General features: G+C 74.2%; 15 protein-coding genes. 4 read left to right on the top strand and 11 right to left on the bottom strand.

What is annotated here, in order from left to right; genetic code table 11:
* Positions 1 to 343 precede the first annotated feature (343 nt).
* Together ACWCXC_RS24600 and ACWCXC_RS24595 are read left to right on the top strand one after the other, a co-directional pair.
* Positions 344 to 1,390 (top strand): NlpC/P60 family protein, encoded by a 1,047-nt coding sequence (locus ACWCXC_RS24600; RefSeq protein WP_450890546.1) that lies wholly within the window; start codon positions 344 to 346, stop codon positions 1,388 to 1,390.
* A gap of 59 nt (positions 1,391 to 1,449) precedes the next feature.
* Positions 1,450 to 2,226, top strand: a complete 777-nt coding sequence (locus ACWCXC_RS24595) for a GNAT family N-acetyltransferase (RefSeq protein ID WP_450682863.1) — start codon at positions 1,450 to 1,452, stop codon at positions 2,224 to 2,226.
* A 9-nt stretch (positions 2,227 to 2,235) separates the two neighbouring features.
* Here the strand turns inward: ACWCXC_RS24595 and ACWCXC_RS24590 are convergent, their stop codons facing one another.
* On the bottom strand, positions 2,236 to 2,940 hold the full coding sequence (locus ACWCXC_RS24590; RefSeq protein ID WP_450682864.1) for a LuxR C-terminal-related transcriptional regulator: 705 nt from the start codon (positions 2,938 to 2,940) through the stop codon (positions 2,236 to 2,238).
* Complete coding sequence (locus ACWCXC_RS24585) at positions 2,924 to 4,222, bottom strand: PspC domain-containing protein (RefSeq protein ID WP_450890545.1); 1,299 nt, start codon at positions 4,220 to 4,222, stop codon at positions 2,924 to 2,926. The genes ACWCXC_RS24590 and ACWCXC_RS24585 overlap by 17 nt, the downstream gene beginning before the upstream one ends.
* A gap of 187 nt (positions 4,223 to 4,409) precedes the next feature.
* Here ACWCXC_RS24585 and ACWCXC_RS24580 point away from each other — a divergent pair, with 187 nt between their 5' ends.
* The gene (locus tag ACWCXC_RS24580) at positions 4,410 to 5,717 is read left to right on the top strand and encodes a PspC domain-containing protein (RefSeq protein ID WP_450682866.1); all 1,308 of its coding nucleotides are present in this window, start codon (positions 4,410 to 4,412) and stop codon (positions 5,715 to 5,717) included.
* Between the two features lie 156 nt (positions 5,718 to 5,873).
* Here the strand turns inward: ACWCXC_RS24580 and ACWCXC_RS24575 are convergent, their stop codons facing one another.
* The 4 genes from ACWCXC_RS24575 to guaA all read right to left on the bottom strand — a co-directional run bounded on the left by ACWCXC_RS24575 (position 5,874) and on the right by guaA (position 10,461).
* Complete coding sequence (locus ACWCXC_RS24575) at positions 5,874 to 6,383, bottom strand: DoxX family protein (RefSeq protein WP_450682868.1); 510 nt, start codon at positions 6,381 to 6,383, stop codon at positions 5,874 to 5,876.
* A 150-nt stretch (positions 6,384 to 6,533) separates the two neighbouring features.
* Positions 6,534 to 7,799, bottom strand: a complete 1,266-nt coding sequence (locus ACWCXC_RS24570; RefSeq protein WP_450682869.1) for a hypothetical protein — start codon at positions 7,797 to 7,799, stop codon at positions 6,534 to 6,536.
* Positions 7,800 to 7,925: 126 nt separating this feature from the next.
* The gene (locus tag ACWCXC_RS24565; protein WP_450890544.1) at positions 7,926 to 8,696 is read right to left on the bottom strand and encodes a class II aldolase/adducin family protein; all 771 of its coding nucleotides are present in this window, start codon (positions 8,694 to 8,696) and stop codon (positions 7,926 to 7,928) included.
* 178 nt (positions 8,697 to 8,874) lie between these two features.
* Positions 8,875 to 10,461 (bottom strand): glutamine-hydrolyzing GMP synthase, encoded by a 1,587-nt coding sequence (gene guaA / locus ACWCXC_RS24560; RefSeq protein WP_450682871.1) that lies wholly within the window; start codon positions 10,459 to 10,461, stop codon positions 8,875 to 8,877.
* Positions 10,462 to 10,952: 491 nt separating this feature from the next.
* Here guaA and ACWCXC_RS24555 point away from each other — a divergent pair, with 491 nt between their 5' ends.
* Positions 10,953 to 11,261, top strand: coding sequence for a chorismate mutase (locus ACWCXC_RS24555; protein WP_450683884.1), 309 nt, complete (start codon positions 10,953 to 10,955; stop codon positions 11,259 to 11,261).
* A gap of 217 nt (positions 11,262 to 11,478) precedes the next feature.
* On the opposite strand, the gene ACWCXC_RS24550 is transcribed toward ACWCXC_RS24555, so the two are convergent.
* From ACWCXC_RS24550 to ACWCXC_RS24530, 5 genes are all read right to left on the bottom strand, one after another.
* On the bottom strand, positions 11,479 to 13,353 hold the full coding sequence (locus tag ACWCXC_RS24550; RefSeq protein ID WP_450890543.1) for a peptidase: 1,875 nt from the start codon (positions 13,351 to 13,353) through the stop codon (positions 11,479 to 11,481).
* A 320-nt stretch (positions 13,354 to 13,673) separates the two neighbouring features.
* Positions 13,674 to 15,494, bottom strand: a complete 1,821-nt coding sequence (locus tag ACWCXC_RS24545) for a GMC oxidoreductase (RefSeq protein WP_450890542.1) — start codon at positions 15,492 to 15,494, stop codon at positions 13,674 to 13,676.
* 136 nt (positions 15,495 to 15,630) lie between these two features.
* Positions 15,631 to 17,253, bottom strand: coding sequence for a succinic semialdehyde dehydrogenase (locus tag ACWCXC_RS24540; protein WP_450890541.1), 1,623 nt, complete (start codon positions 17,251 to 17,253; stop codon positions 15,631 to 15,633).
* 145 nt (positions 17,254 to 17,398) lie between these two features.
* The gene (locus ACWCXC_RS24535; protein WP_450683880.1) at positions 17,399 to 19,135 is read right to left on the bottom strand and encodes a serine/threonine-protein kinase; all 1,737 of its coding nucleotides are present in this window, start codon (positions 19,133 to 19,135) and stop codon (positions 17,399 to 17,401) included.
* Between the two features lie 144 nt (positions 19,136 to 19,279).
* Positions 19,280 to 22,255, bottom strand: coding sequence for a protein kinase (locus tag ACWCXC_RS24530; protein WP_450890540.1), 2,976 nt, complete (start codon positions 22,253 to 22,255; stop codon positions 19,280 to 19,282).
* Between the last annotated feature and the right edge of the window lie 19 nt (positions 22,256 to 22,274).

Raw genomic sequence — 22,274 nt, 5'->3', positions numbered from 1 at the left:
GCTCCGCACATAGCAGCACCCGGCGGCGAGGTGGGTCTCTCTGACCGCTTGACCGGTTGATGCGCGAATTGCCTGACTCTGGCGGGGTTTTTCCGGTCATCCGAGAACAGCGCAACGCCAAATTCAGACAATAGTGGTCATTACAACTCCTGCCCGTGCCCCGGGTTTAGCGTCCCGTCCCAGGTGACCCCCCACCACCGGCCCCCGTGCGGGGCGGTGTGCCGGGCGGTCGCCCCGCCGGGTCCCGCGGCGGACCGCACCCCCTGTGCGCGGTCCCCCGCCGGACCGGGCGGGCCCGCCGGTAGGCCCCGGCGGGCAGTCGCAAGGAAGGACGCCCGCCCTCGTGGCAGCGCACCGCAAGACCAAGCAGCGCCCGCACTCCGGCACTGCTGCCCGCACCGCCGCGACACTGGCCCTCGCCGGAGCCGCGACGGCCGCCGCGTTGCCGGGACCGGCGCACGCCGATCCCGCCCCCACCACCGCCCAGGTGAAGGCCCGGGTCGACCGGCTCTACCGGGAGGCGGAGACCGCCACCGAGCAGTACAACGGCGCGAAGGAGAAGGCCGCCGCCACCGCCCGCGCGGTGGACGACCTGCGCGACGAGGCCGCCCGCCGCACCGAGCGCCTCAACACGGCACGCCAGGCCCTCGGCGCCTACGCCGCCGCGCAGTACCGTTCCTCCGGCATCGACCCCGCCGTCCAGCTCGCCCTCTCCTCCGACCCGGACCAGTACCTCCGCCGCGCCGCGTACGTCGAGCGGGCCGGCGAACGCCGCGCCACCGAACTGCGCACCGTGCGGCGCCAGGTCACCGACCTCGCCCAGGTCCGCGCCGAGGCCGCCGGGCAGCTGCGCGAACTGGCCGCCCGCCGGGCCGCCCTCAAGGAGCACAAGGCCACCGTCCGCGCCAAGCTCGCCGAGGCCCGGCGCCTCCTGGACCGGCTGAGCCCGGCCGAGCGCGCCGCCTTCGACGCCTCGGAGGGCGGCCGGGGCGAGGCCCACGCCGGACGCGGCGCCCCGCGCGGTCTGACCGCCGCCCCGGGCACCCGCGCCGCCCAGGCCGTCGCCTTCGCCTACACCGCCCTGGGCAAGCCCTACGTCTGGGGCGCCACCGGCCCGTCCTCGTTCGACTGCTCCGGGCTCACCCAGGCCGCCTGGCGCGCCGCCGGTGTCTCGCTGCCCCGCACCACGTACACCCAGATCAACGCCGGCCGGCGGGTGTCGCGCTCCGAACTCGCCCCGGGGGACCTGGTGTTCTTCTACTCGGGCATCAGCCATGTCGGGCTGTACATCGGCAACGGGCGGATGATCCACGCCCCGCGCCCCGGCGCCCCCGTCCGCATCGCGCCCATCGACCAGATGCCCTTCGCGGGGGCCACCCGGGTGGCGTAGGCTCCCGGCCCCGGCCGTGACCGGCCGGTCCGCCCCGACGGCCCGAAGGACACCCGCACATGCCGATGGACGCCGACGTCCAGCACCATGCCCGCACCCTCACGCTGCGCTCCCCGGACCATGTCCGGGTCGGGCCGTTCGTGATCCGCCACAACCCGAAGTGGTCGCTGAAGTACGCCAACTACGCCATCCCCGACCAGGGCGCCGAGCCGACGCCCGGCGATCTCGACGCGCTCGTCGCGGCCTTCCGGGAGCGGGACCGGATGCCCCGGCTGGAGTTCCTGCCCGGTTCGGCGCCCGCCGTCGAACCGGCGCTGCTGGCCGCCGGGTTCACCGTCGAGAACCGCGCCCCGATCCTCGCCTGTGCCCCCGGTGAGCTGGTGGACCCGAAGCCGGTCGCGGAGCTGGCCGTCACGGAACCGGCCACCGGGGCCGAGTTCGCCGCCGCCGCGCTCGTCCAGCACCTGGGCTACGGCGGCGAGGGCGAGCCCGAGGAGGGCACCGCCGCGTGGCTGCGCGACGCGGTGGCCGGGGGCGGGGTCGCCGCGCTCGCCACGGTCGGCGGCGTCCCGGCCGGCGCCGGGGGCTGCTCGGTGCCCGTCGACGGACTCAGCGAGCTGGCGGGCCTGGCGGTCGCCGCGGAGTTCCGCCGCCGGGGCATCGGGGCCGCGCTCTCCGCGCATCTGACCCGGACCGCCTTCGCACGGGGCTGCCGGGTGGTGTGGCTGGAGCCGGGCGACGCGGATGTGGAGCGGATCTACGCGTCCATCGGCTACCGCCGGATCGGCGAGAAGCTGAACATCTCGCTCGACCCGGCGGACCCGGACACCGACTGAGGGCCGGGATCAGACCAGCCGGCGGGCCGTCGCCCAGCGGGTCAGCTCGTGGCGGTTGGAGAGCTGGAGCTTGCGCAGCACCGCCGAGACGTGCGACTCGACGGTCTTCACCGAGATGAACAGCTGCTTGGCGATCTCCTTGTACGCGTACCCCCGGGCGATCAGCCGCAGGACCTCGCGCTCGCGCTGGGTCAGCCGGTCCAGGTCCTCGTCGACCGGGGGCGCGTCCGTGGAGGCGAAGGCGTCGAGGACGAAGCCGGCCAGCCGGGGCGAGAACACCGCGTCGCCGTCCTGGACCCGGAAGACCGAGTCGATCAGGTCGGCGCCGGTGATGGTCTTGGTGACGTAGCCGCGCGCGCCGCCCCGGATGACGCCGATGACGTCCTCGGCGGCGTCCGAGACGGACAGCGCCAGGAAGCGCACCGGGTTCTCCACCGCACCCATGAACGGGGCGCAGCGGCGCAGCACCTCGACGCCGCCGCCGCCGGGGAGGTGGACGTCGAGGAGGACGACCTCGGGGCGGGTCGCCGTGATGACGGTGACCGCCTGGTCGACGTCGGCGGCCTCCCCGACGACCTCGACGCCGGTCTCCTCGGTGCGGCCGATCTCGGCCTGGACCCCGGTGCGGAACATCCGGTGGTCGTCGACGAGCACGACTCGTACCCGGCGCTCCGGGCCCTCGCCGCCCGTGGTCGCCTCAGTGGTCCCGTTCATCGCTCGTCCTCTCCATCTCCAGCTCGACTTCCGTGCCCCCGCCGGGCACCGAACGCAGCCGTGCGGTGCCGCCGTTGCGCTGCATCCGGCCGATGATCGACTCTCGTACGCCCATTCTGTCCCCCGGTACGGAGTCCAGGTCGAATCCCGGGCCCCGGTCGCGGACCGAGACGAAGACCGTGCGGCCCTCGACCTCCGCGTACACCTGGACGGCCCCGCCCTCGCCACCGTACTTGGCGGCGTTCACCATCGCCTCGCGCGCGGCCTGCATCTGCGCGGCCAGCTTCTCGTCGAGGGGGCAGTCGCCGACGACGACGACCTCCAGGGGGACGCCGTGCTTGTCCTCGACCTCGGCGGCGGCGCGTTTGACGGCCTCGGCCAGGGTCTCGGGTTCGTCGCCCTCGTCCTTGCCGGTGCCCTCGGGGTTGTAGAGCCAGTTGCGCAGTTCGCGCTCCTGGGAGCGGGCCAGCCGGCGGACCTCGCCGGCGTCGTCGGCGTTGCGCTGGATCAGGGTGAGGGTGTGCAGCACGGAGTCGTGGACGTGGGCGGCGACCTCGGCGCGCTCCTGGGCCCTGATGCGCATCAGGCGTTCCTCGGAGAGGTCCTGGGTCATGCGCACCAGGTAGGGGCCGGCCAGCAGGGCGATCCCGGCGAGGACGGCGATGGCGGCCGTCATGACGTTGCCGAGCTGGGCGGCGGAGCCGCGGACGACGATGAAGCCGGTCAGGCCGAGGCCGACCAGGGCCACACCGGCCAGTCCGCGCGCCAGGTGCAGGACGCTGCGGCGGCCGCCGACCTCCATCCAGCGGGCCCGGCGGGCGTTGTCGGCCTGCCGCCAGACCAGGACGGAGCCCGCGCCGATCAGCAGGGTCGGCCAGATGTAGCGGTCGGCCTTGCTGCCCATGTCGACGTTGCCGACGAAGACGAGCGCGCCGATGAAGAGCGCGACGAGGGCGAAGACCTGGCCCTTGTCGGGTTTGCGGAGCCGGCGGGTGCCGTCGGGCGCGGTCTCGAAGAGGGACCGGGGCCCCTCCACCCCGCCGACGCCGAGCGGCACCACGATCCAGAACACCGCGTACAGCAGGGCGCCCAGTCCGTCCGCGAAGAACAGCCCGACGAAGACGAACCGCACCCAGGCGACCGGCAGCCCGAGGTGTCCGGCGAGTCCGCGCGCGACCCCGCCGAGGAGCCGTCCGTCGGCGCTGCGGTACAGCTTGCGCGGCGGCGGCTCCTCCTGATCGGGCGCGTGGGAGCTTGCGGCTCGGGTCGTGGCGGCTGGCATGCCCCGATCGTCACACGTCCGTGCGGGTGGTGGCATCAGGGTGTGCCCCCAGTTCGACCCTGAGGACAGCCCCCGGGACCGCGATCGCGGCTCCGGCCCGCCCCTGAGGACCGGCCGGGGCAATATCAGGGACCGGCCAGGGTCGGGGCGGGTGCCGGACGGCGGCGGGGGCCGTCAGGATGGAGCCATGACCACTCCTCAGGCTGCGCCGTCCGGCGTCGTGCCGCCGTCCGCTCCCCCGCCGCGCCTGTACCGCAGCGCGCGGCAGAAGGTGGTGGCCGGGGTGTGCGGCGGGCTGGGCCGTTACTGCAACGTCGATCCGGTGATCTTCCGGATCGTGCTCGGTGTGCTCTCCGTGACCGGTGGGCTCGGCCTGGTCTTCTACGGTTTCGCCTGGCTGCTGATCCCGCTGGAGGACGAGGAGGAGAACGAGGCGCGCCGGCTGCTGTCGGGCCGGGTGGAGGGGGCCTCGCTGATCGCGGTGCTGTGCGCGCTGATCGGCTGCGGGCTGTTCCTGTCGATGCTCGGCAACAGCGGGACGCTGGCGTTCTCCGCGATGCTCACGGTCGCGGTGGTCGGTTTCACCGTCTGGTCGCGGCAGCGCAGGTCCACCGACGCGCAGGAGGGGGCGGGCCCGGCCGCCGAGCGGGCGGTGGTGGACGCGCCGCCCGAGGTGAAGGCGCCGCCCACGCCGTCCGCCCCGTCCTGGTGGCGCGATCCGATCGTCAAGGACGGGACGACGGGACCGGTGGCGGCCGGCTATCTGTGGGGCCCGGCGGACACGGCGGCCGACGGCGGGGCGTCCGGCTCGACGACGTACGCGCCGTTCCGTCCGCCGCCGAGGTCGCGGGGGGCCGGCCGGCCGTGGTCCGCCGGTTTCCCGGTGTTCCTGACGGCGGTCGTGGCGGGCGGCCTCGGCGTCTGGCTCAGCTGGGCGTCCCAGCCGCTGGGGACGAGCCTGGAGATCGGGCTGGCCTCGGCGCTGGCGGTCTTCGGGCTGGCGATGGTGGTCACCGCGTTCGTGGGGCGGACCGGCTTCGGCACGCTGCTGCTGGCGATGATCACGGCGGGGCTGCTGGCGGGCGCGTCCACCCTGCCCAAGGACATCACCACGCACTGGGTGACCGAGGAGTGGCGTCCGGCGACGGCGGCGGAGGTGCGGCCCCGGTACGCGGTCGGCACCGGCCAGGCCGAACTGGACCTGGCCCGGGTGGTGGTGCCGAAGGGCGACACCGTACGGACCCGGGTGGAGGCGAGGGCCGGCCGGGTACTGGTGCACGTCCCGCAGGACGCCACCGTGACGGTACGGGCCCGTAGCGACGCGGGCGTCCTCGTGGTGATGGACGGGAAGACCGCGGCGGACGTGGACGTCACGGCCTCGCTGGACGAGCGCCGGACCCTGCCGCCCGCGGCGGGGAGCCGGCCGGGCGGCACCGTCGCCCTGGATCTGGAAGTCGGGTACGGACAGGTGGAGGTCAGGCGTGCCGCGTCATGAGATCCGGCCCGGACGGGCCGTGGCGGGACTGGTCATGCTGACCCTGGCCGGCGGGTACGGGGCCGACGCGGCCGGGGAGTGGAACGCCCCGCCGCAGTTCTTCGTGGGGCTGTTCTGCGGCGGTCTGTGGGCGGCCGTGCTGGTGACGTGGATCGGCTACCGCATCCGCCGCCGGCGGGTGGCGAGGAAGGCGTCGACGGAGAGCGTGGGCGCCCCGCCGAGCAGCAGCGGCAGCCAGGCCATGAGGTAGACCAGGTCGTTGCCCAGGTAGTAGGGCGAGACCTGCCAGCTGACCGTCAGCCACAGGCTGAGCGAGATCAGCGCCCCGCCGAGGGCCGCGATCCGGGTCCACAGGCCGAGCAGGGCGCCGATGCCGACGGCCAGTTCGCCGAGGGCGATGGCGTAGCCGAAGCCGGCCGGGGCCTTGAGGGCCAGGTCGACGAGGCCGGGGATCGCGGCGGAGTCCCGTACGGCCGTCATCTGCGCGCCGATCGATCCGGCGCCGGACGCGTGGAAGAAGGCGCTGTCGGTGAGCTTGTCGATCGCCGCGTAGAGGAAGGTGATGCCGAGGAAGAGCCGCAGGGGCAGCACGGCGTTCTCCCGTGCCAGTTCGCCGAGCCCCTTGGCCTCGCCCGGAACGCGCCCGTTCGTGACGTACCCGTGCATGGTTCTCCGCCTTTCCTCGGCCCGTCGGCGGGACCGCGCGGTCCCGCCACGGGGCCGTTCGACCCTCGCCGGACCGTTCGATCCGTCACTCGACCTTATGTACGTCCCTGGCGCGCGTCGCACCAGGTGTGCGGTCGGGGCGGTGCGGGGTCAGTCGGTGACGTCGATCGCGACGCGGTTGGACTCGGCGCCGGAGGCGGTGACCACCTGCACCTCGACGGTGCCGGGTTCCACCTCCACGGGCACGGGCACGGTGAGCACGGTGTCGGTCGGGTTGGCGAAGCCGCCGGGGACCGGGACGAGCGGGACGTGGACGTGGACGGTGCCGATGCGGACGACGAGGCGGGCCAGCCGGTCGGGCGTCCCGGCGCCGGGCGGCACGAAGCCCGCGCCCCGGATCTCGATGTCGTCGCCGGTGCGGACCGGGGCGTCCAGATCGCCGGCCTCCCGGGACCGGACGACGGACAGCACGACCGGCCGGCCGCCCTCGGTGTACTTCCCGGCGAAGTAGGCCGCCGCCGAGACCGCCACCAGCAGGGCGAGGCCCCACGGCAGATCGGGCAGTTGCTCGGGCCGCCGGGCCAGCCGGACCGCGGCGAAGACCACGGCGACGGCGGACACCAGCACGTAGGTCACATCGGTGAAGCTGCCGCGCCCGGCGTCGTCCGTGAGCAGATCGGCCGCGCGCGGCCGGTCGGCCCGGACCTTCTGGAGCCGGCCCGACAGCACCCGGACGGCGACGACCCGGCGGACGACGACCGCGATCGCGCAGACCAGGGCGAGCACGCTCACCACCCCGGCGCCGCGCGCCAGGTCCAGTCCCTCGATCAGCGCGTCGCGCCGGGCGGGCCCGGAGGCGGCGGCCAGCTGGAGGGCGAGGACGAGGACCGCGAAGACGGCGAGGAGCACCCAGCAGGCGGCGACCGTGCGGGAGGTGGAGAGCCGGTTGTCCTCACCGATCAGCGGGGCGAGGAGGCCGCCGCGGGCCCGGTGGACATGGGCGGCGGCGGTCAGGAGCGCGGCCGTGACGAGTGAGGCGATCAGCCCGGCGGTCCTGGCGTGCGTCCAGCCGGCGCCGATGGCGGTGGCCGACTCCGCGACGGCCAGCACGGCCACGGCGCCCCAGACGGTGATCAGGGTCCGCTGCCAGACCCGGTACAGCCAGGCGTCCCCGGCCTCGCGCCCCCGGTCCGCGACGGCCCGCGCGGACTGGGTCAGTTCGTCCGAGACCCACTGCCGGGTCGCCGAAGGGGACTGGGCGACCCCGGCCGGAAGTCCCTGGCCCGCGGCGAGCTGGTCCCGCCGGGCCAGGAACGCGGCGACCGCGCGCCGGTGCCCCTGACGTGCTCCGTGCGGGCAGTCGCCGCACGTGCAACCCCCGCCGTGCGTGCTCTGCCCCGCCTCGTCCAACGCCACGGAGAACGCCGCCCTTTCCCACCCGGTCCAGCCGCAGGCCCACCCCAACTCGGCTGTGATTGCTGCGAATTGTGCCGTACGACGGGGGCGTCCACCGCATCGGGGCACACCGGAGGGGCGGGTTCGTCAGAATGTTCGGGCGATACGGCTCCACAGCGGCTGGTAGTTGATCCACGCCACCAGATCGCTGCCCAGCTGCTCCCGGGTGGCGACCGCGTCCCGGTGCTCGATCAGCACGGGTTTCCCGGCGGCCCGCGCGGCCAGCTGGACCTGGCAGGACCGCTCCATCGTGAGGAACCACCAGGCCGCCGCGTCCACCGAGTCGCCCACGGTCAGCAGCCCGTGGTTGCGCAGCACGACCGCCTTGCGGGGGCCCAGCGCGGCGGCGATCCGACGGCCCTCCTCCTCGTCCACGACGACCCCGGTGTACGCGTCGTAGAGGGCGTGGTCCTCGTAGAACGCGCAGGACTCCTGGGTGATCGGCTCGATCAGCTCCCCGAGCGCGGCCAGCGCCCGGCCGTGCACCGAGTGGGTGTGCGCGACGGCGACGACGTCCGGCCGGGCCCGGTGGATCTGGGCGTGGACGGCGAAGGCGGCCTGGTTGACGTGGTGGCGGCCCTCGACGACCTGGCCGTCGCCGTTGACCAGGATCAGCTCCTCGGGCCGCAGCCCCTCGAAGGGGACGCCGAAGGGATTGACCCAGTAGCAGTCGGTGAACTCGGGGTCCCGCGCCGTGATGTGCCCGGACACCCCGTCCTCGAATCCGTGCTCCCCGAACAGGCGCAGCGCCCCGGCCAGGCGCTCCTTGCGGTGCGCCCGCTCCTCGTCCGGGCCGGCGTGCACGGGCGGCATCGCGAAGTGGAGCTGGTCCAGGGGTACGGGTACGGGCTCGGGCATGACGGCTCCTCGGGGCTCCCGGGCGTACGGGATCAGACGTACGGGACCGGAAGCTACCGCCGGTCGCCGCAGGTCGCCAGAGGTATCCCCGAGGGATTCGGGAGCGAGCGTGCCCTGGGAGCGGCGATGCCGCCGCCCGTGGGTACGGACGGCGGCATCGGCGGGGCCTCGGGGAGGGCTACTCCCACTCGATGGTCCCCGGCGGCTTGCTCGTGACGTCGAGCACCACGCGGTTCACGTCGGCGACCTCGTTGGTGATGCGGGTGGAGATCCGGGCCAGCGTCTCGTACGGCAGACGCGACCAGTCGGCCGTCATGGCGTCCTCGGAGGAGACCGGGCGCAGCACGATCGGGTGGCCGTAGGTGCGGCCGTCGCCCTGGACGCCGACGCTGCGGACGTCCGCGAGCAGGACGACCGGGCACTGCCAGATGTCGCGGTCCAGACCGGCGGCGGTCAGTTCCTCGCGGGCGATCGCGTCGGCCTCGCGGAGCAGGTCGAGGCGCTCCTTGGTGACCTCGCCGACGATGCGGATGCCGAGGCCGGGGCCGGGGAACGGCTGGCGCTGGACGATCTCCTCCGGCAGGCCCAGCTCCTGGCCGACCATGCGGACCTCGTCCTTGAACAGCTGGCGCAGCGGCTCGACGAGCTCGAACTCGATGTCGTCGGGGAGGCCGCCCACGTTGTGGTGGGACTTGATGTTGGCCGTGCCGGTGCCGCCGCCGGACTCCACGATGTCCGGGTAGAGCGTGCCCTGGACGAGGAAGGCGACCTCGGGACCCTCCTCCTGGAGGATCTCCAGCTGCGCCTGCTCGAAGACCCGGATGAACTCCCGGCCGATGATCTTGCGCTTGGTCTCCGGGTCGGAGACGCCGGCCAGCGCGTTCAGGAAGCGCTCGCTGGCGTCGACGACCTTCAGGTTGGCGCCCGTGGCGGCGACGAAGTCCTTCTCGACCTGCTCGGTCTCGCCCTTGCGCATCAGGCCGTGGTCGACGTAGACGCAGGTGAGCTGGGAGCCGATGGCCTTCTGGACGAGGGCCGCGGCGACGGCGGAGTCGACGCCGCCGGACAGGCCGCAGATGGCGCGCTTGTCGCCGACCTGGGCGCGGATCGCGGCGACCTGCTCCTCGACGACGTTGGTCGTCGTCCAGGTCGGCTCGATGCCGGCCCCCCGGTAGAGGAAGTGCTCCAGGACCTGCTGGCCGTGCGTGGAGTGCATGACCTCGGGGTGGTACTGGACGCCGTAGAGCTTCTTCTCGTCGTTCTCGAAGGCGGCGACCGGGACGACGTCCGTGGACGCGGTGACGGTGAAGCCCTCGGGGGCCGCGGAGCAGGCGTCGCCGTGCGACATCCACACCGACTGCTCGGTCGGGGTGCCCTCGAAGAGGGTGGAGCCGGCCTTGGACACGGTCAGCGGGGTGCGGCCGTACTCGCGGGCGCCGTTGTCGTCGACGGTGCCGCCGAGCGTGGTGGCCATCAGCTGGAAGCCGTAGCACATGCCGAAGACCGGGACCCCGGCCTCGAACAGCGCCCGGTCGAGCGAGGGCGCGCCCTCCGCGTACACGGACGAGGGCCCGCCGGAGAGGATGATCGCCCGGGGATTCTTGGCCAGCATCTCGGCCACCGGCATCGTGGACGGCACGATCTCGCTGTAGACCCGGGCCTCGCGGACCCGTCGGGCGATGAGCTGGGCGTACTGGGCGCCGAAGTCGACAACGAGGACCACGTCGGTGGCGGTGTCGGGGGCGGCGGGGGGTGCTGCTGGCACGGGGCGGCCTTCCGGCGGTGGAGAGGGGGTCGGTTCTTCCGATTCTACCGGCGGCCGCGGGCGTCCCTCGTCGCGCGGGGACCGGCGGCCGGAGATCCCCGGGCGGCCCGGGGAAGCGGCGGGCGGGGACGGCCCGCGCGGGGAGCGGCGGGCACGGTCGGGCCGCGCGGCGCCGAGGGCCGCGCGCTGGGGACGAGGCCGGGGGCGGGGGGACGGGCCGCGCGGCGCCGGGCCCGTCCCCCCCGCCGCCGCGCCTGTCTCACCATCCGGGCCCGGCTCCGCTCCGGGGCGGGCCCGGGTCCATACTGTCCCCATGCGTCAGCACACGACCTTCGTCTTTACCTATGGCATCCGGCCCGCCGGCTGCCATGGTCGTGCTGCTTGAGCAACTGACAAGCAACGTTCCAGGCGCCCCGGGCCGACAGGCCCGGGGCGTTCTGGCGTTCCGGGCCCGTCGGACCCGGGGGCCGCACCCCACCGGGAGACCCGCCATGAGCAGCACCACCACCGCCACCCCCGTGTCCGCCGCCGAGCGGACCGGCGCGCACACCGACGAGGCCGCGGCCCTGATCGGGGACGCGCGCGAGCGCATCGACACCCTGGACGACCGGATCATCGGTCTCATCCAGGAACGGATGGCCGTCTCCACGGTCATCCAGGAGGCCCGGATCACCTCCGGCGGCCGCCGGGTCAACCTCTCGCGCGAGATGGAGGTCCTCGGCCGGTACCGCGAGGCGCTGGGCAAGCCCGGCACCCCGCTGGCGATGACCCTGCTGGAGCTGTGCCGGGGCCGCGTCTGAACCGCCCCCGGACCGGTGTTCGGGCGGATTCTCACCCGTACGGCGCGTGACCGGGGCCCGCGCGGCTTCGTTGGTCCCGGTGTCCGTGCCAGCCAGGGGCGGCGTCGTTTCGACACCACGCGTGGCTCCGCCGGAGCGTGTGGCGTGCTTCGGGCACGCCGTGGGACCGCGCACCGGCGTGTGTGACCGGTCGGCAGGGGACAGCAGCCCGGTCACTTCAGGAAGGCAGGCTCCAGGGACGCCTGGGGCCTGCCTTTCGCCGTGCCGCCCGCGCCGCCGCGTACAGCGCCCCGCCCGCCGACAGGGCCGCCCCGGCCAGGAGCGCGGCCGGGCGCGGGTCCGTACCGGTGGCGGCGAGCCGGCCGGTGCCGGCCGCGGGCCGGGGGCCGGGGGTCGCGGTGGGTGCGGAGGTGCTCGCGGCGGGTGCCGGGCCGCCCGTTCCGGAGGAGGCGGTGGGGGCGGGACCGGTGGTCCCGGAACCGTCCGTGCCCCCTCCGGGACCGCCGGGCGCACCGGCGCCGAGGGCGTCGAGGACGACGGTCGCCGTGTTGTTCGCCGGGTCCGGATCGAAGGGCGGCGGCATGTCCGGCGTTCCCGTGGCGTGCACCGCGACCGTGCCGGTGGCCCCCGCGGCTACGGCGTCGGTGATCCGCAGGGTGAACGGCAGGGCGACGACTCCGTCCTCCCGTACGGCGGACGGGGCCGCGCACACATAGCGGGGGGCGTCGGCGGCCGTGTCGCGCCGGCAGGCGGCGGGGTGGCGGACGGCCTCGGCGCCCTCGGGGAGCGTGAAGTCGATCTCGGCGACGGGCCGCTCCGTCGCGATGTTCCCGATCCAGGCCGGGCCCCGGTTGCGTACGCCGATCTCCGTCTCGACGGTGCCGCCCGCGCCGGCCTCCGCGAGGTCCCCGTAGGCGACGAGGTCGGCGGTGTTCGTGGTGGTGAAGTCGGTCTCGCGCTGGTTGTCGCCGGGGGTGAGGTCGGCGGAGCGGGGGGCGGGCAGGGCGGCGAGGGCGAGGACGTTCCCGCGTGCGCCCGGGACGGCGCGGGCGGTCGTGGCCGGCGCGGCGGTGGCCCCGGGGCCGCCCTCCTCGACGCCGTAGCGGAAGGTGTCCCGGTAGGCGTGCGCGGTCGCGCGCAGCGTCAGGGGTTCGGCGAGCGTGTAGGTGGCGCCGGCCTCGAAGTCGCCCTCGACCGCGCAGACGGCGGTGGTCTCGACGGGAAAGCCCCGGTCCGCCGCGTCCTCGGTGTAGACGCAGTTCTCATACCGCTCGGTGAAGGCGATCCCGCGCGTGTACCCGAGGGTGAGCAGCACGCCGTGGGCGGCGCGGCTCCCCGTGTTGGCGAAGGTGAGCGCGACGGGCTGGGTCTCGCCGGGGGTGAGGTGGCGCTGGAGGGGGAGCTCCTTCATCACGAGGTCGGATCCGCCCACCGTGATCCGGGTGGTGAACGGGGTGAAGGCGAGGCCCCGCGCCTCGCCGGTGATCCGGACGGTGGCGGACGCGCCGTTGGCGCTGCCCCGGGCGGCGGTGACGAGGAGGGCGGGCAGGGGGGTGCTCCCGGGCCGCAGTCGGGTGCCGTGGCAGACGGCCCGGGTGCCGGTGACGGCGCACCGGACGGGGCCTTCGTTCCTTTCGAGAACGGCGTCCCTTTCGAAAGTCGCGCTTGTTTCGAAAGCGGCGACGTCTGTTGCGAAAGCACCGTCCGCTTCGAAAGCGGCGCCCCTTTCGAAAGTCGCGTCCGCTTCGAAAGTCGTGTCCGCTTCGAAAGCGACGTTCGCGACGCCCGCGAGGCCGCCGAGGTCGAAGGTCACGGTGTAGGCGCCGTCCGAGCCGCCGTCCGCCCGTTCCGGGACCTCGACGCGCGTCTCGACACGCGCGGGGCGTGGGGCGCCCTGGGCGGGATACGGGTGGACGGCCGTCACGACGGGTCCGGCGAGGGCGGGTGCGGCGGGGGCCGGCACGGGGGTGGCGGAGTAGGCAGGGGTTCCCAGGGCGAGCACCCCCGCCACCAGCAGTCCGGCGGCGGCGAGACCGCACCCCGCACGGCGCAGGGCGTCCAGTGCCGGTGCGGGGGCAGTCGTGCTTCTCATCGCGTGACCTTCTGGGGTCGATGGGAACGGTGTGGCTGCCGTGGCAGCGACACGTTCGACCCCGGGGCCGTACGAACAGTTGCGCGGGTCCAGGTCACGGATTGGGCACGCCGGAGCGCTCCCACCGGGACAGGGAACGTGATCGGCGTCACATAAGGATTCTGTGAACTCGGGGACAACCATTGAGGGGCCCGACAGGTCATGCATGCGGAACCACCGGTCACACCCGTCTCACGGGACCACCGGTTGAGCGTGAGGGGCTGCACTCGGAGGGGGGTGCAGCCCCTTCTGCTGTCCGGGATCCTGCGCTCCGGGACGGCTCAGACCTTCTTCGGCGGCACCGCGGGCATACCGAGGAACGGCAGCCGCAGCGCGCCGAAGGCGTCCTCGGGAACGGCGGGGGCCTGCGGCGCGACCGCCTTCAGCCGGGTGTACGCCTCGCCCTGTTCCGGGCGCGGATCGGGCTCGCCCTTGTTGGGCCAGAAGGACATCGCCCGCTCGGCCTGGGCCGTGATCGTCAGCGAGGGGTTGACGCCCAGATTGGCGGAGACCGCCGAACCGTCCACGACCGAGATGCCCGGGTGGCCGAACAGCCGGTGGTACGGATCGATCACCCCCTCCTCGGCGTTCGCGCCGATCGGGCAGCCGCCGAGGAAGTGCGCGGTGAGCGGGGTGCCCATCAGCTCACCGATGTTGGACCCGGGGAAGCCGTTGATCTCCTCGGCGAGCAGCGAGGCGCTCCGCGTCGCCTCGGCGATCTGCGTCGGGTTCGGGGCCCCGTGGCCCTGGCGGGCGGTGAGCAGCCCCTTTCCGATGCCGCGCGGCTTGCGGTACGCGGTCAGCGAGTTGTCGAGCGACTGCATGACGAGCCCGATGATGGTGCGTTCCGACCACTTCCGGTTGGAGAGCGAACGCACGGCGAGCGTCGGGTGCTTGGCGAGGTTGCCGAACCAGGCCAGCACGCGGTGGGTGCTGTAGGGCACCTGGAGGATGGTCAGTCCGCCCATCGCGTTGGATCCCCTGCCGTAGCGGACCGGTTCGATGTGCGTGTTCTCGTCGGGGTGGATGGACGAGGTGATCGCGACGCCCCGGGTGAAGTCGGCTTTCGTTCCGTGCTTCTTGCGGTAGCGGCGATCGGACGTCTGCGCGCCGACGAGACCCTCGGAGTTGGTCCGGGTGAGATCGCCGAGCCGGGCGGAGAGCCGGGGCAGCAGTCCACGGTCCTTCATGGTGTGCAGCAGGGTCTGCGTGCCGTACGTGCCCGCCGCCACGACCACCTTGCGCGCGCGCAGCCGGGTGGGCCGCGCCTTCCTGCGGCGGTCGGTGGGCACGGTGGAGACGAGGTAGCCGCCCTCGGGGTCGTCGGTGACCGCGACGACGGAGGTCATCGGGTGGATGACCGCACCGGCCTTCTCCGCGAGGTGGAGATAGTTCTCGTTGAGCGTGTTCTTCGCTCCGTGCCGGCAACCGGTCATGCACTCACCGCACTCGGTGCACGCCTTGCGGGCCGGGCCGACACCGCCGAAGTACGGATCGGCGACCGTGCCGCCCGGTCGCGCCTTCGCCGTGCCGTCGGCGTCCTTCCCGTCGCCGAAGAAGACGCCGACGGGGGCGAGGTGGAAGGTGTCCCCCACGCCCATGGCCTGGGCGACCGCCTTCAGATGGACGTCGGACGGGGTCGTCGTCGGGTTGAGCCGGACCCCGAGCATCCGCCGGGCCTGGTCGTAGTACGGCTTCAGCTCGTCCTGCCAGTCGGTGATGTGGGCCCACTGCCGGTCCTGGAAGAACGGCGCGGGCGGCACGTACAGCGTGTTGGCGTAGTTGAGCGAACCGCCGCCCACCCCGGCCCCGGCCAGCACCATCACCTTGCCGAGCAGATGCACGCGCTGGATGCCGAACAGTCCGAGCGCGGGCGCCCAGAGGTAGTTCTTCAGGTCCCAGGAGTTCTTCGGCAGGGTGCCCGGGGTGAAGCGGCGGCCCGCCTCCAGGACGCCGACCCGGTAGCCCTTCTCGCTCAGCCGCAGCGCCGACACCGCGCCGCCGAAGCCCGAACCGACGACGAGCACGTCGTAGTCGTATCCCTCGTCATCGGCCGCACCGGCCGCTGCGGCCCGATTCCGGGCAGGGCTGTCCTGGGACATGGCACTCCTCCGTACGAAAGCGACAGGTGGTGCGGGGTGGTGCGGGACTCCGCGCAAACGATCAATCGATCGATCAACCGATCAATCGAAAGTCCGAAAGCGCCGAAACGCTCAAGCGATCAGGAAACGCACACGGTCAGCGCAGACGAAGGGCCTTCATGGCCTTCAGGCTGCGGCTCATGAACGCGGCGTACTTCGCGTCGTCCATCCCGAACGACGGGGCGAGCGGCATCAGCCGCTGCTGGGCGACCGTCTGGGCCTCGGTGTACTTCAGGATGCCCTCGGAGCCGTGGCGACGGCCGAGGCCGGAGTCCTTCATGCCGCCCATCGGGGACTGCACGCTGCCGTACGCGGGCGCGTACCCCTCGTTGATGTTGACCGTGCCGGTGCGTAGCCGGGCGGCGACCCGGTGGCCGCGCCGGCCGTCCTTGGTCCAGACACTGGAGTTGAGGCCGTACGGGGTGGCGTTGGCCAGCGCGACGACCTCGTCCTCGTCGCGGAAGCGGTAGACGGAGACGACGGGGCCGAAGGTCTCCTCGCCGCAGACGGCCATGGGGGCCTCGACGCCCTCCAGGATCGTCGGCTCGTAGAACAGCGGGCCGATGTCGGGGCGGGCGACGCCGCCGGCGACGAGCGTGGCGCCCTTCTCGACGGCCTCCGCGACGTGCCGGCTGACGGTCTCCAGCTGGCGCTCCCCGACGAGGGAGCCCATGTCGGCCCCGTAGGCGAGGGAGTTGCCGAGGCGCATCGCCTTCGTCCGGGCGGCGAAGCGCGCCACGAAGTCGTCCGCGACCGACTCGTGGACGTACAGCCGCTCGATGGAGATGCAGAGCTGGCCGGCGGAGGAGAAGCAGGCGCGCACGGCCCCGGCGGCGGCCTTCTCCACATCGGCGTCGGCGAGGACCAGCATGGCGTTCTTGCCGCCGAGCTCCAGGGAGACGCCGACGAGCCGGGCGGCGGCGCCCTGGGCGACCTCGCGGCCGGTGCGGGTGGAGCCGGTGAAGGAGACGTAGTCGGCGTGCTTGACGACCTCGGGGCCGACGACGGGCCCCTCGCCCAGCACCACCTGGAAGACCTCGGCGGGCAGCCCGGCCTCGATCAGCAGGTCACGGGCCCACAGCGCGGTCAGCGCGGTCTCCGTGTCCGGCTTCATCACCACGGCGTTGCCCGAGACGAACGCGGGCAGCGCGTCCCCGACGGACAGCTCCAGCGGGTAGTTCCACGGCGCGATCTGGCCGACGACACCGCGCGGCTGGCGCAGTTCGGTGACCTTGGTGAGCGTCGGGACGACGCCGGTGTGGCGCTTCGGCTTCAGATACGCGGACGCGCGGCGCCCGTAGTGACGGGCGGCGACGGCGACGGCCTGCACCTCCTCGTGGGCGTGCAGCCGGGCCTTGCCGGTCTCCAGCTGGATGAGGTCGAGGACCTCGGACTGGCGGGCGAGGACGAGGTCGTGGAAGCGCAGCAGCACGGCGGCCCGGCCCCGGACCGGTGTGGCGGCCCAGGCGGGCCGGGCGGCGCGCGCCCGGTCGAAGGCCTCGCTCACGTCCTCCGGGGTGGACTCGGGCAGGTCGGCCAGCTTCTCGCCGGTGAACGGCGTGTGGTTGGCGGTGCGGCCGGAGCCGACGACGCCACGGGTCAGCCGGGCGACCACATCGGGCGTCACGACGTCGGCGGCCGTCCGCACCCCGGCGGGCGCGGCGGCCACCGGGTTGGTGCCGGCGGCGGGGGTGGGCGCGGTGGCCTGCGAGTCCGTCATGAGGGCGAGAGTACGTCGCGCCGGATGCTTTGGGTACCCGTGGGTAACAGCTTTTCACAGTTCCCCCGGAAGCCCTGCCCACCGCCCCACGATCCAGCCAGTAGCTACTGGCGGCATAACCGCTGATCAGGGGCGTTATCCATCCTCAGCCGGTTTCCTCGGGCGCCTTCCAGCTACGCAGCATGGTGTTGAACCGGTCCCGGGTGATGTCCCAGTCGTCGGCCGGTCCGGTCATGTACAGCGCGTACTCGGGGCCGCCCTCCTGCGCGAAGTACATCTGGTCGATCGCGTGCCGCTTCTCGCCGTTCCTCTCGGTCCAGGTGAACTCCCAGATCGATCCGGGGCAGTCGCGGTAGACGTTGCTGTTCATCTCCAGGTTCACGTAGGCCGGCAGCCGCTTGCTGAGGGTCTTCTCCAGGTCCTGCATATGGGTGTACGAGTCCGCGAAGTCGGGCGCCGGGTCGACGCTGACGCGGAGGTAGTGCACCCCGTCGTCCGGGGTGTAGTCGATGTTGGTGCCCTCCACCCGGCGCTCCCAGCCGATCGGCATGAGGATGCTGAACCCGGAGGGGTCCTGCACGCGCCGCCAGCCGTCCGGGACGGTCGGATCGCCGGAGGCCGAGGGGCTGGGCTTCGGGGAGGGGCTGGCCGTGGGCTTCGGGGTGGCCGGCCCGGGCGATCGGGTGCCGTGGGTGGCGGTGCCGTCACCGCGTCCGGTCGGTTCGCCCTCCGCCCGGTTCGCGTAGAGCATCGCGGCGATGCCCGCGCCGCCGCCCAGCAGCGCCGCCAGGGCGAGAACGAGGAACGTCGTCCGGCCGCGGCCCTTCGGCCGGCGGGGCGCCGGGGCGGTGGCGCCGCCGGGCACCGGGCCGGGCGGCGGGACGGGGCCCGGGTAGGGGAGCTGGGCCGTGGAGCCGTGCGGCGCCTGCCCGTGGGGCACCGGTCCGTGCGGCGCCGGAACGGCGGCCGTACCGTCGGCGCCCAGTGAGCGCATCAGGTCGTCGGGGATGTGCTGGGTGGGGACGTACGCCTGGGCCGACCGGGGTTCGCGCCCCTCCATGGCCTCCAGCAGCATCCGTTCCGTCTCGGCAGCCGAGGGCCGGTCCTCGGGCTCCTTGCGCAGCAGCGCGGTGATGACGGTGCCCAGGGCCCCGGCGCGGGCGGGCGGCGGCGGTTCCTCGGTGACGACGGCCTGCATGGTCGATATCGGGGAGGTGCGGCGGAACGGCGAGCGCCCCTCGACGGCCGTGTACAGCGTGGCGCCCAGCGACCACAGATCGGAGGCCGGGCCGGGATCGCCGCCCCGTACCCGCTCGGGCGCCAGGTAGTCGATGGAACCGACCAGTTCACCGGTCCGGGTGATGGTCGAGTCGCCCTCGATGGCGGCGATCCCGAAGTCGGTGAGCAGCACCCGGCCGTCCCGGGCGAGCAGCACGTTGCCCGGCTTCACGTCGCGGTGCAGGACGCCCGCGCCGTGTGCGGCGCGCAGGGCGCCCAGGACGTGCAGGCCGATCCTGGCCGCCTCGCGGGGTTCGATCTCGCCGGACTCCTTGGCCCGGTCGGCGAGGGACGGGCCGTCGACGTACTGCATGACGATCCACGGCCGGTGGTCGTACTGGATCACGTCGTGGACGGTGACCACGCCGGGGTGCGTGATGCGGGCGGCGGCCCGCGCCTCCTTCTGGGTGCGCTGGTGCAGCACGTCCCGGTCCGCCTCGGCGACGAACTGGCCGGCCGTCAGCTCCTTGACGGCGACGGTGCGGTGGAGCACCTCGTCGTGCGCGCGCCAGACCTTCCCCATGCCGCCGCGCCCGAGCACCTCGCCGAGCCGGTACCTCCCGGCCAGCAAGAGTCCCGCTTCCGTGCCCTGTGATCGATCCACGTGTCCCCGCCCCGTTCCTTCGGATGACAGGTTACGGAGCACAGGCGCGGCCACGGAACCTCGCACCGCGCACGAGACCGCACTGTGATGCTTGTCGCCCCGGCGGCGCGCTCCCGGCGGCGCGCGCTTCCGGGGAGGCGGGCGTCACCCCGTCACGCGGTAGGAGACGCTGGCCTGTTGGTAGACGGCGTCGACCTTCTCCCGCTCGTCAACCGGGCCGATGATCTGGAGCACGTGGTAGCGGCCTTCGACGATCATCACGAGGTTGCGGACGACGACCTCGCGGCCGGATTCCCTCCAGGTGAACTGCCCCTCCGCCATGGCCTGCTGCCCGACGTCGATCCTGCGCAGACCGCTCGCGGTGGACGGGCCGGAGTCGCGGTACGGCGACAACTCCGGCTCGGTGTCGCGCTGGTAGTCGAGCGGATCGGCGCCGGAGGCCGCCGCGTCGCGGCCGGGCACGATCACCGCCCGGAACCCGCCGTCCGCGTAGGTGATCCGGCGGTCGGCGGTGGGCGGGACGCGCTTCCAGGACGTGGGCAGCCCGACTTCGAAGCCCTCCGCGTCCTTGCGGAGCGTGTAGCCGGACGCGAGGGCGACGGCGGGGCGGCTGGTCTGCGGCTGCTGCGCGCCGTCGCTCCCCGAGGGCCGCGGATCACCGGAGCCGCCGGGGTCCGGTGCGGGCGCGCCGGTACCGGAGGGAGCGGCGGCGCCGCCCGTGTCCGTATCGGCCTTGGGCATGAACACCATCGCGTACGCGATCGCCCCGGCCAGGGCGAGCAGGATCAGGACGAGCAGCACCCGTCCGAGTCTGCGCGGTGCCCGGCCGCCGGCCTGTCCGGGCGGCGGGGTGCGCAGCACCTTGGGTTCCTTGGGGCCGCGCGGTGCGCGGGCGGCCTTGGGCGCCGGCTCCGGACGCTCCCTGGTCTGCCGGTGCCGGGCATGCGCGCCGCCGCCCCGGCGGGAGCGGCGCTTGCGGACGAGTTCGCCCCGGCGGCGGACGATCGGGAGCTTGGTGGCGTCGGCGGAGGGCAGGGGTACGACATCGGCCCCGGCTTCCGGCTCGGGCGCCGACCGGACCAGGGAGCGCAGCCAGCCGCGCAGCTCCTCGAAGTCGGGCCGCTCGGTGGGGTCCTGACGCAGCAGCGACTCCACGACGGGCCGCAGCGGTCCGCACTCCTCGGCGAAGGCGGGGGGTTCGCCGCAGACCATCTGGACGAGTTCGGCGGCGTTGTCCTCCGGGTAGGGGGCGTGGCCCTGGACCGCGCGGTAGAGGAGGGCGCCGAGCGCCCAGAGGTCGGTGGCGGGGCCGATGGGCGGGGCCAGCTGCCAGTTCTCGTGGACGGGGCCGGCCTGTTCGGGCGCCCAGCGCTCGGTGACGGCGCCGACGACGGCGATCCGGGCCTGCCGGGCGCGTTCGGCGGCCAGGGTCGTGGCCGGGCCCCGGTAGGCGGGGGTGGTGCCCCGGCTGCCGGCGACGATCTCGTCCCAGCGGCCCGGGGATTCCTTGCGCGCGGCGACGGGCTGCTGCGGACGCACCGCCGGGGCGGTCTCGCGCCGGGAGTCGGCGCGCAGCGCGTCCTCACCGGACCCGCCGGCGGGCACGGGGCGCCCCTCGCCGGGCCCGTCGTTCCAGGTGCCGGTCAGATGGAGCCGCCGGGGCGGGACCGGCCCGGGGCCCTCGTCGTCCTCGTCGTCCTCGTCCTCGTCGTCGTAGGGGTGCTCGTCGTACGCGCCCGGGGCGCCGGGCCCACGCAGCGGCGCGGGCGGTCCGGCGGACGGCGCGGGCGGTCCCGGCGGGGCCGCGGGCGGCTGGGCGGGGCGCTGCACCGGCAGCGTGCCGGTGTCGCGCGTCCCGTCGGCCGCCGCCCGGCGCTCCTCCTCGGTGAGGCGCGCGGCCGCGCGGGCGCCCGCCCGGTACGCCGCGATGGCCCCCGCGCGGGCCGCCCGGGTCTGCGCGGCGCCGTCGGCCCCGGCGGGCGGTACGGGCAGCACGGCGGGCGGAACCGGGGGCGTGGCGGGAGCGGGCGGAGGCACGGCCTCCAGTTCGCCGGCCCCGTACGGCCGCACGGGCGCGGGACCCGCCGGACCGGATGCCCCCGACTCGATGGCAGCGGGCCCCCGCGCCCCGGGCACGCCGGAATCGGCGCCGCCCTCCAGGGCTCCGGGGCGCCGCTGGGAACCGGACCGGTCCCCGCTCGCCGGCACACCGCCGGGCGGCGGGGCATAGGGATCGGAGCCGTCGTCCGACCCGCCGGGCGGGCCGTAGGGGCCGGGGCCGCCCTCCAGCGCGTCCGGTGCGTCGTGGGGGCCATGCGGTCCGTCCAGTTCCGGCGGACCGTAGGCATCGGAACGGCCCTCCAACGCCCCGGGCGGACCGTAGGCTTCGGAACCGCTCTCCAACACCCCCGGCGGGCCGTAGGCATCGGGCGATCCGGTGGGGCCGGACTCCAGGCCCGGGGGGACGTACGGGCCGGTGGGGCCCGACTCTATGCCCGGCGGGCCGTACAGGCCCTCGGCGTCGTCGTCGCGCGGCATGGGCACGTAGCCGCACAGCGCCTCCTCGGCCGCCCCGGACGCGAGGCCGGTCAGGACCACGCGGCCGTCGTCGCAGACGAGGACCGTGCGCACGGTGATGTTGCGGTGGGTCCAGCCGTGGGCGTGCAGCACATGCAGCGCGGCGAGCACGTCGGAGCCGATCTCCGCCGCCCGGAACGGATTGAGCGGGCGTTCCGCGAGGAGCGCCGCCAGCGGCCGGGCCGCGACCAGTTCGCTCACGATCCAGAGCGAGCCCGCCTCGGCGAAGACGTCGAAGACTTGGTCGAGGCGGGGGTGGTCGGGCACCTGGGCCGCCGCCTGGGCGGCCTCGATGGCGCGCCGGACGGCCGGATCGGAGGACCGCCGCACGGTCCGCCCGCTGGTGCGCCGAGCCGCCGTCGGCTGCCCGTCCGCGTCGAGCACCTCGGCGTCCACGACCTCCGGCAACGGCACCTGCCGGACCAGGACTTCCTGGCCGCTGTAGGTGTCGAATGCCCGGGTCTCGACCAGTTCGTACTCGTCGGACGGGGGCAGCGGAAGGCGGTATCGGTCGGCAAGGACCCGACCCGCGTAGTCGTCCACGACGCCTCCCCAGAGCGCG

The sequence above is a fragment of the Streptomyces sp. NPDC001515 genome (assembly GCF_053597115.1).
Note: the sequence above shows the minus strand (reverse complement) of the source record. Positions and strands in the feature narration are given on the sequence as shown.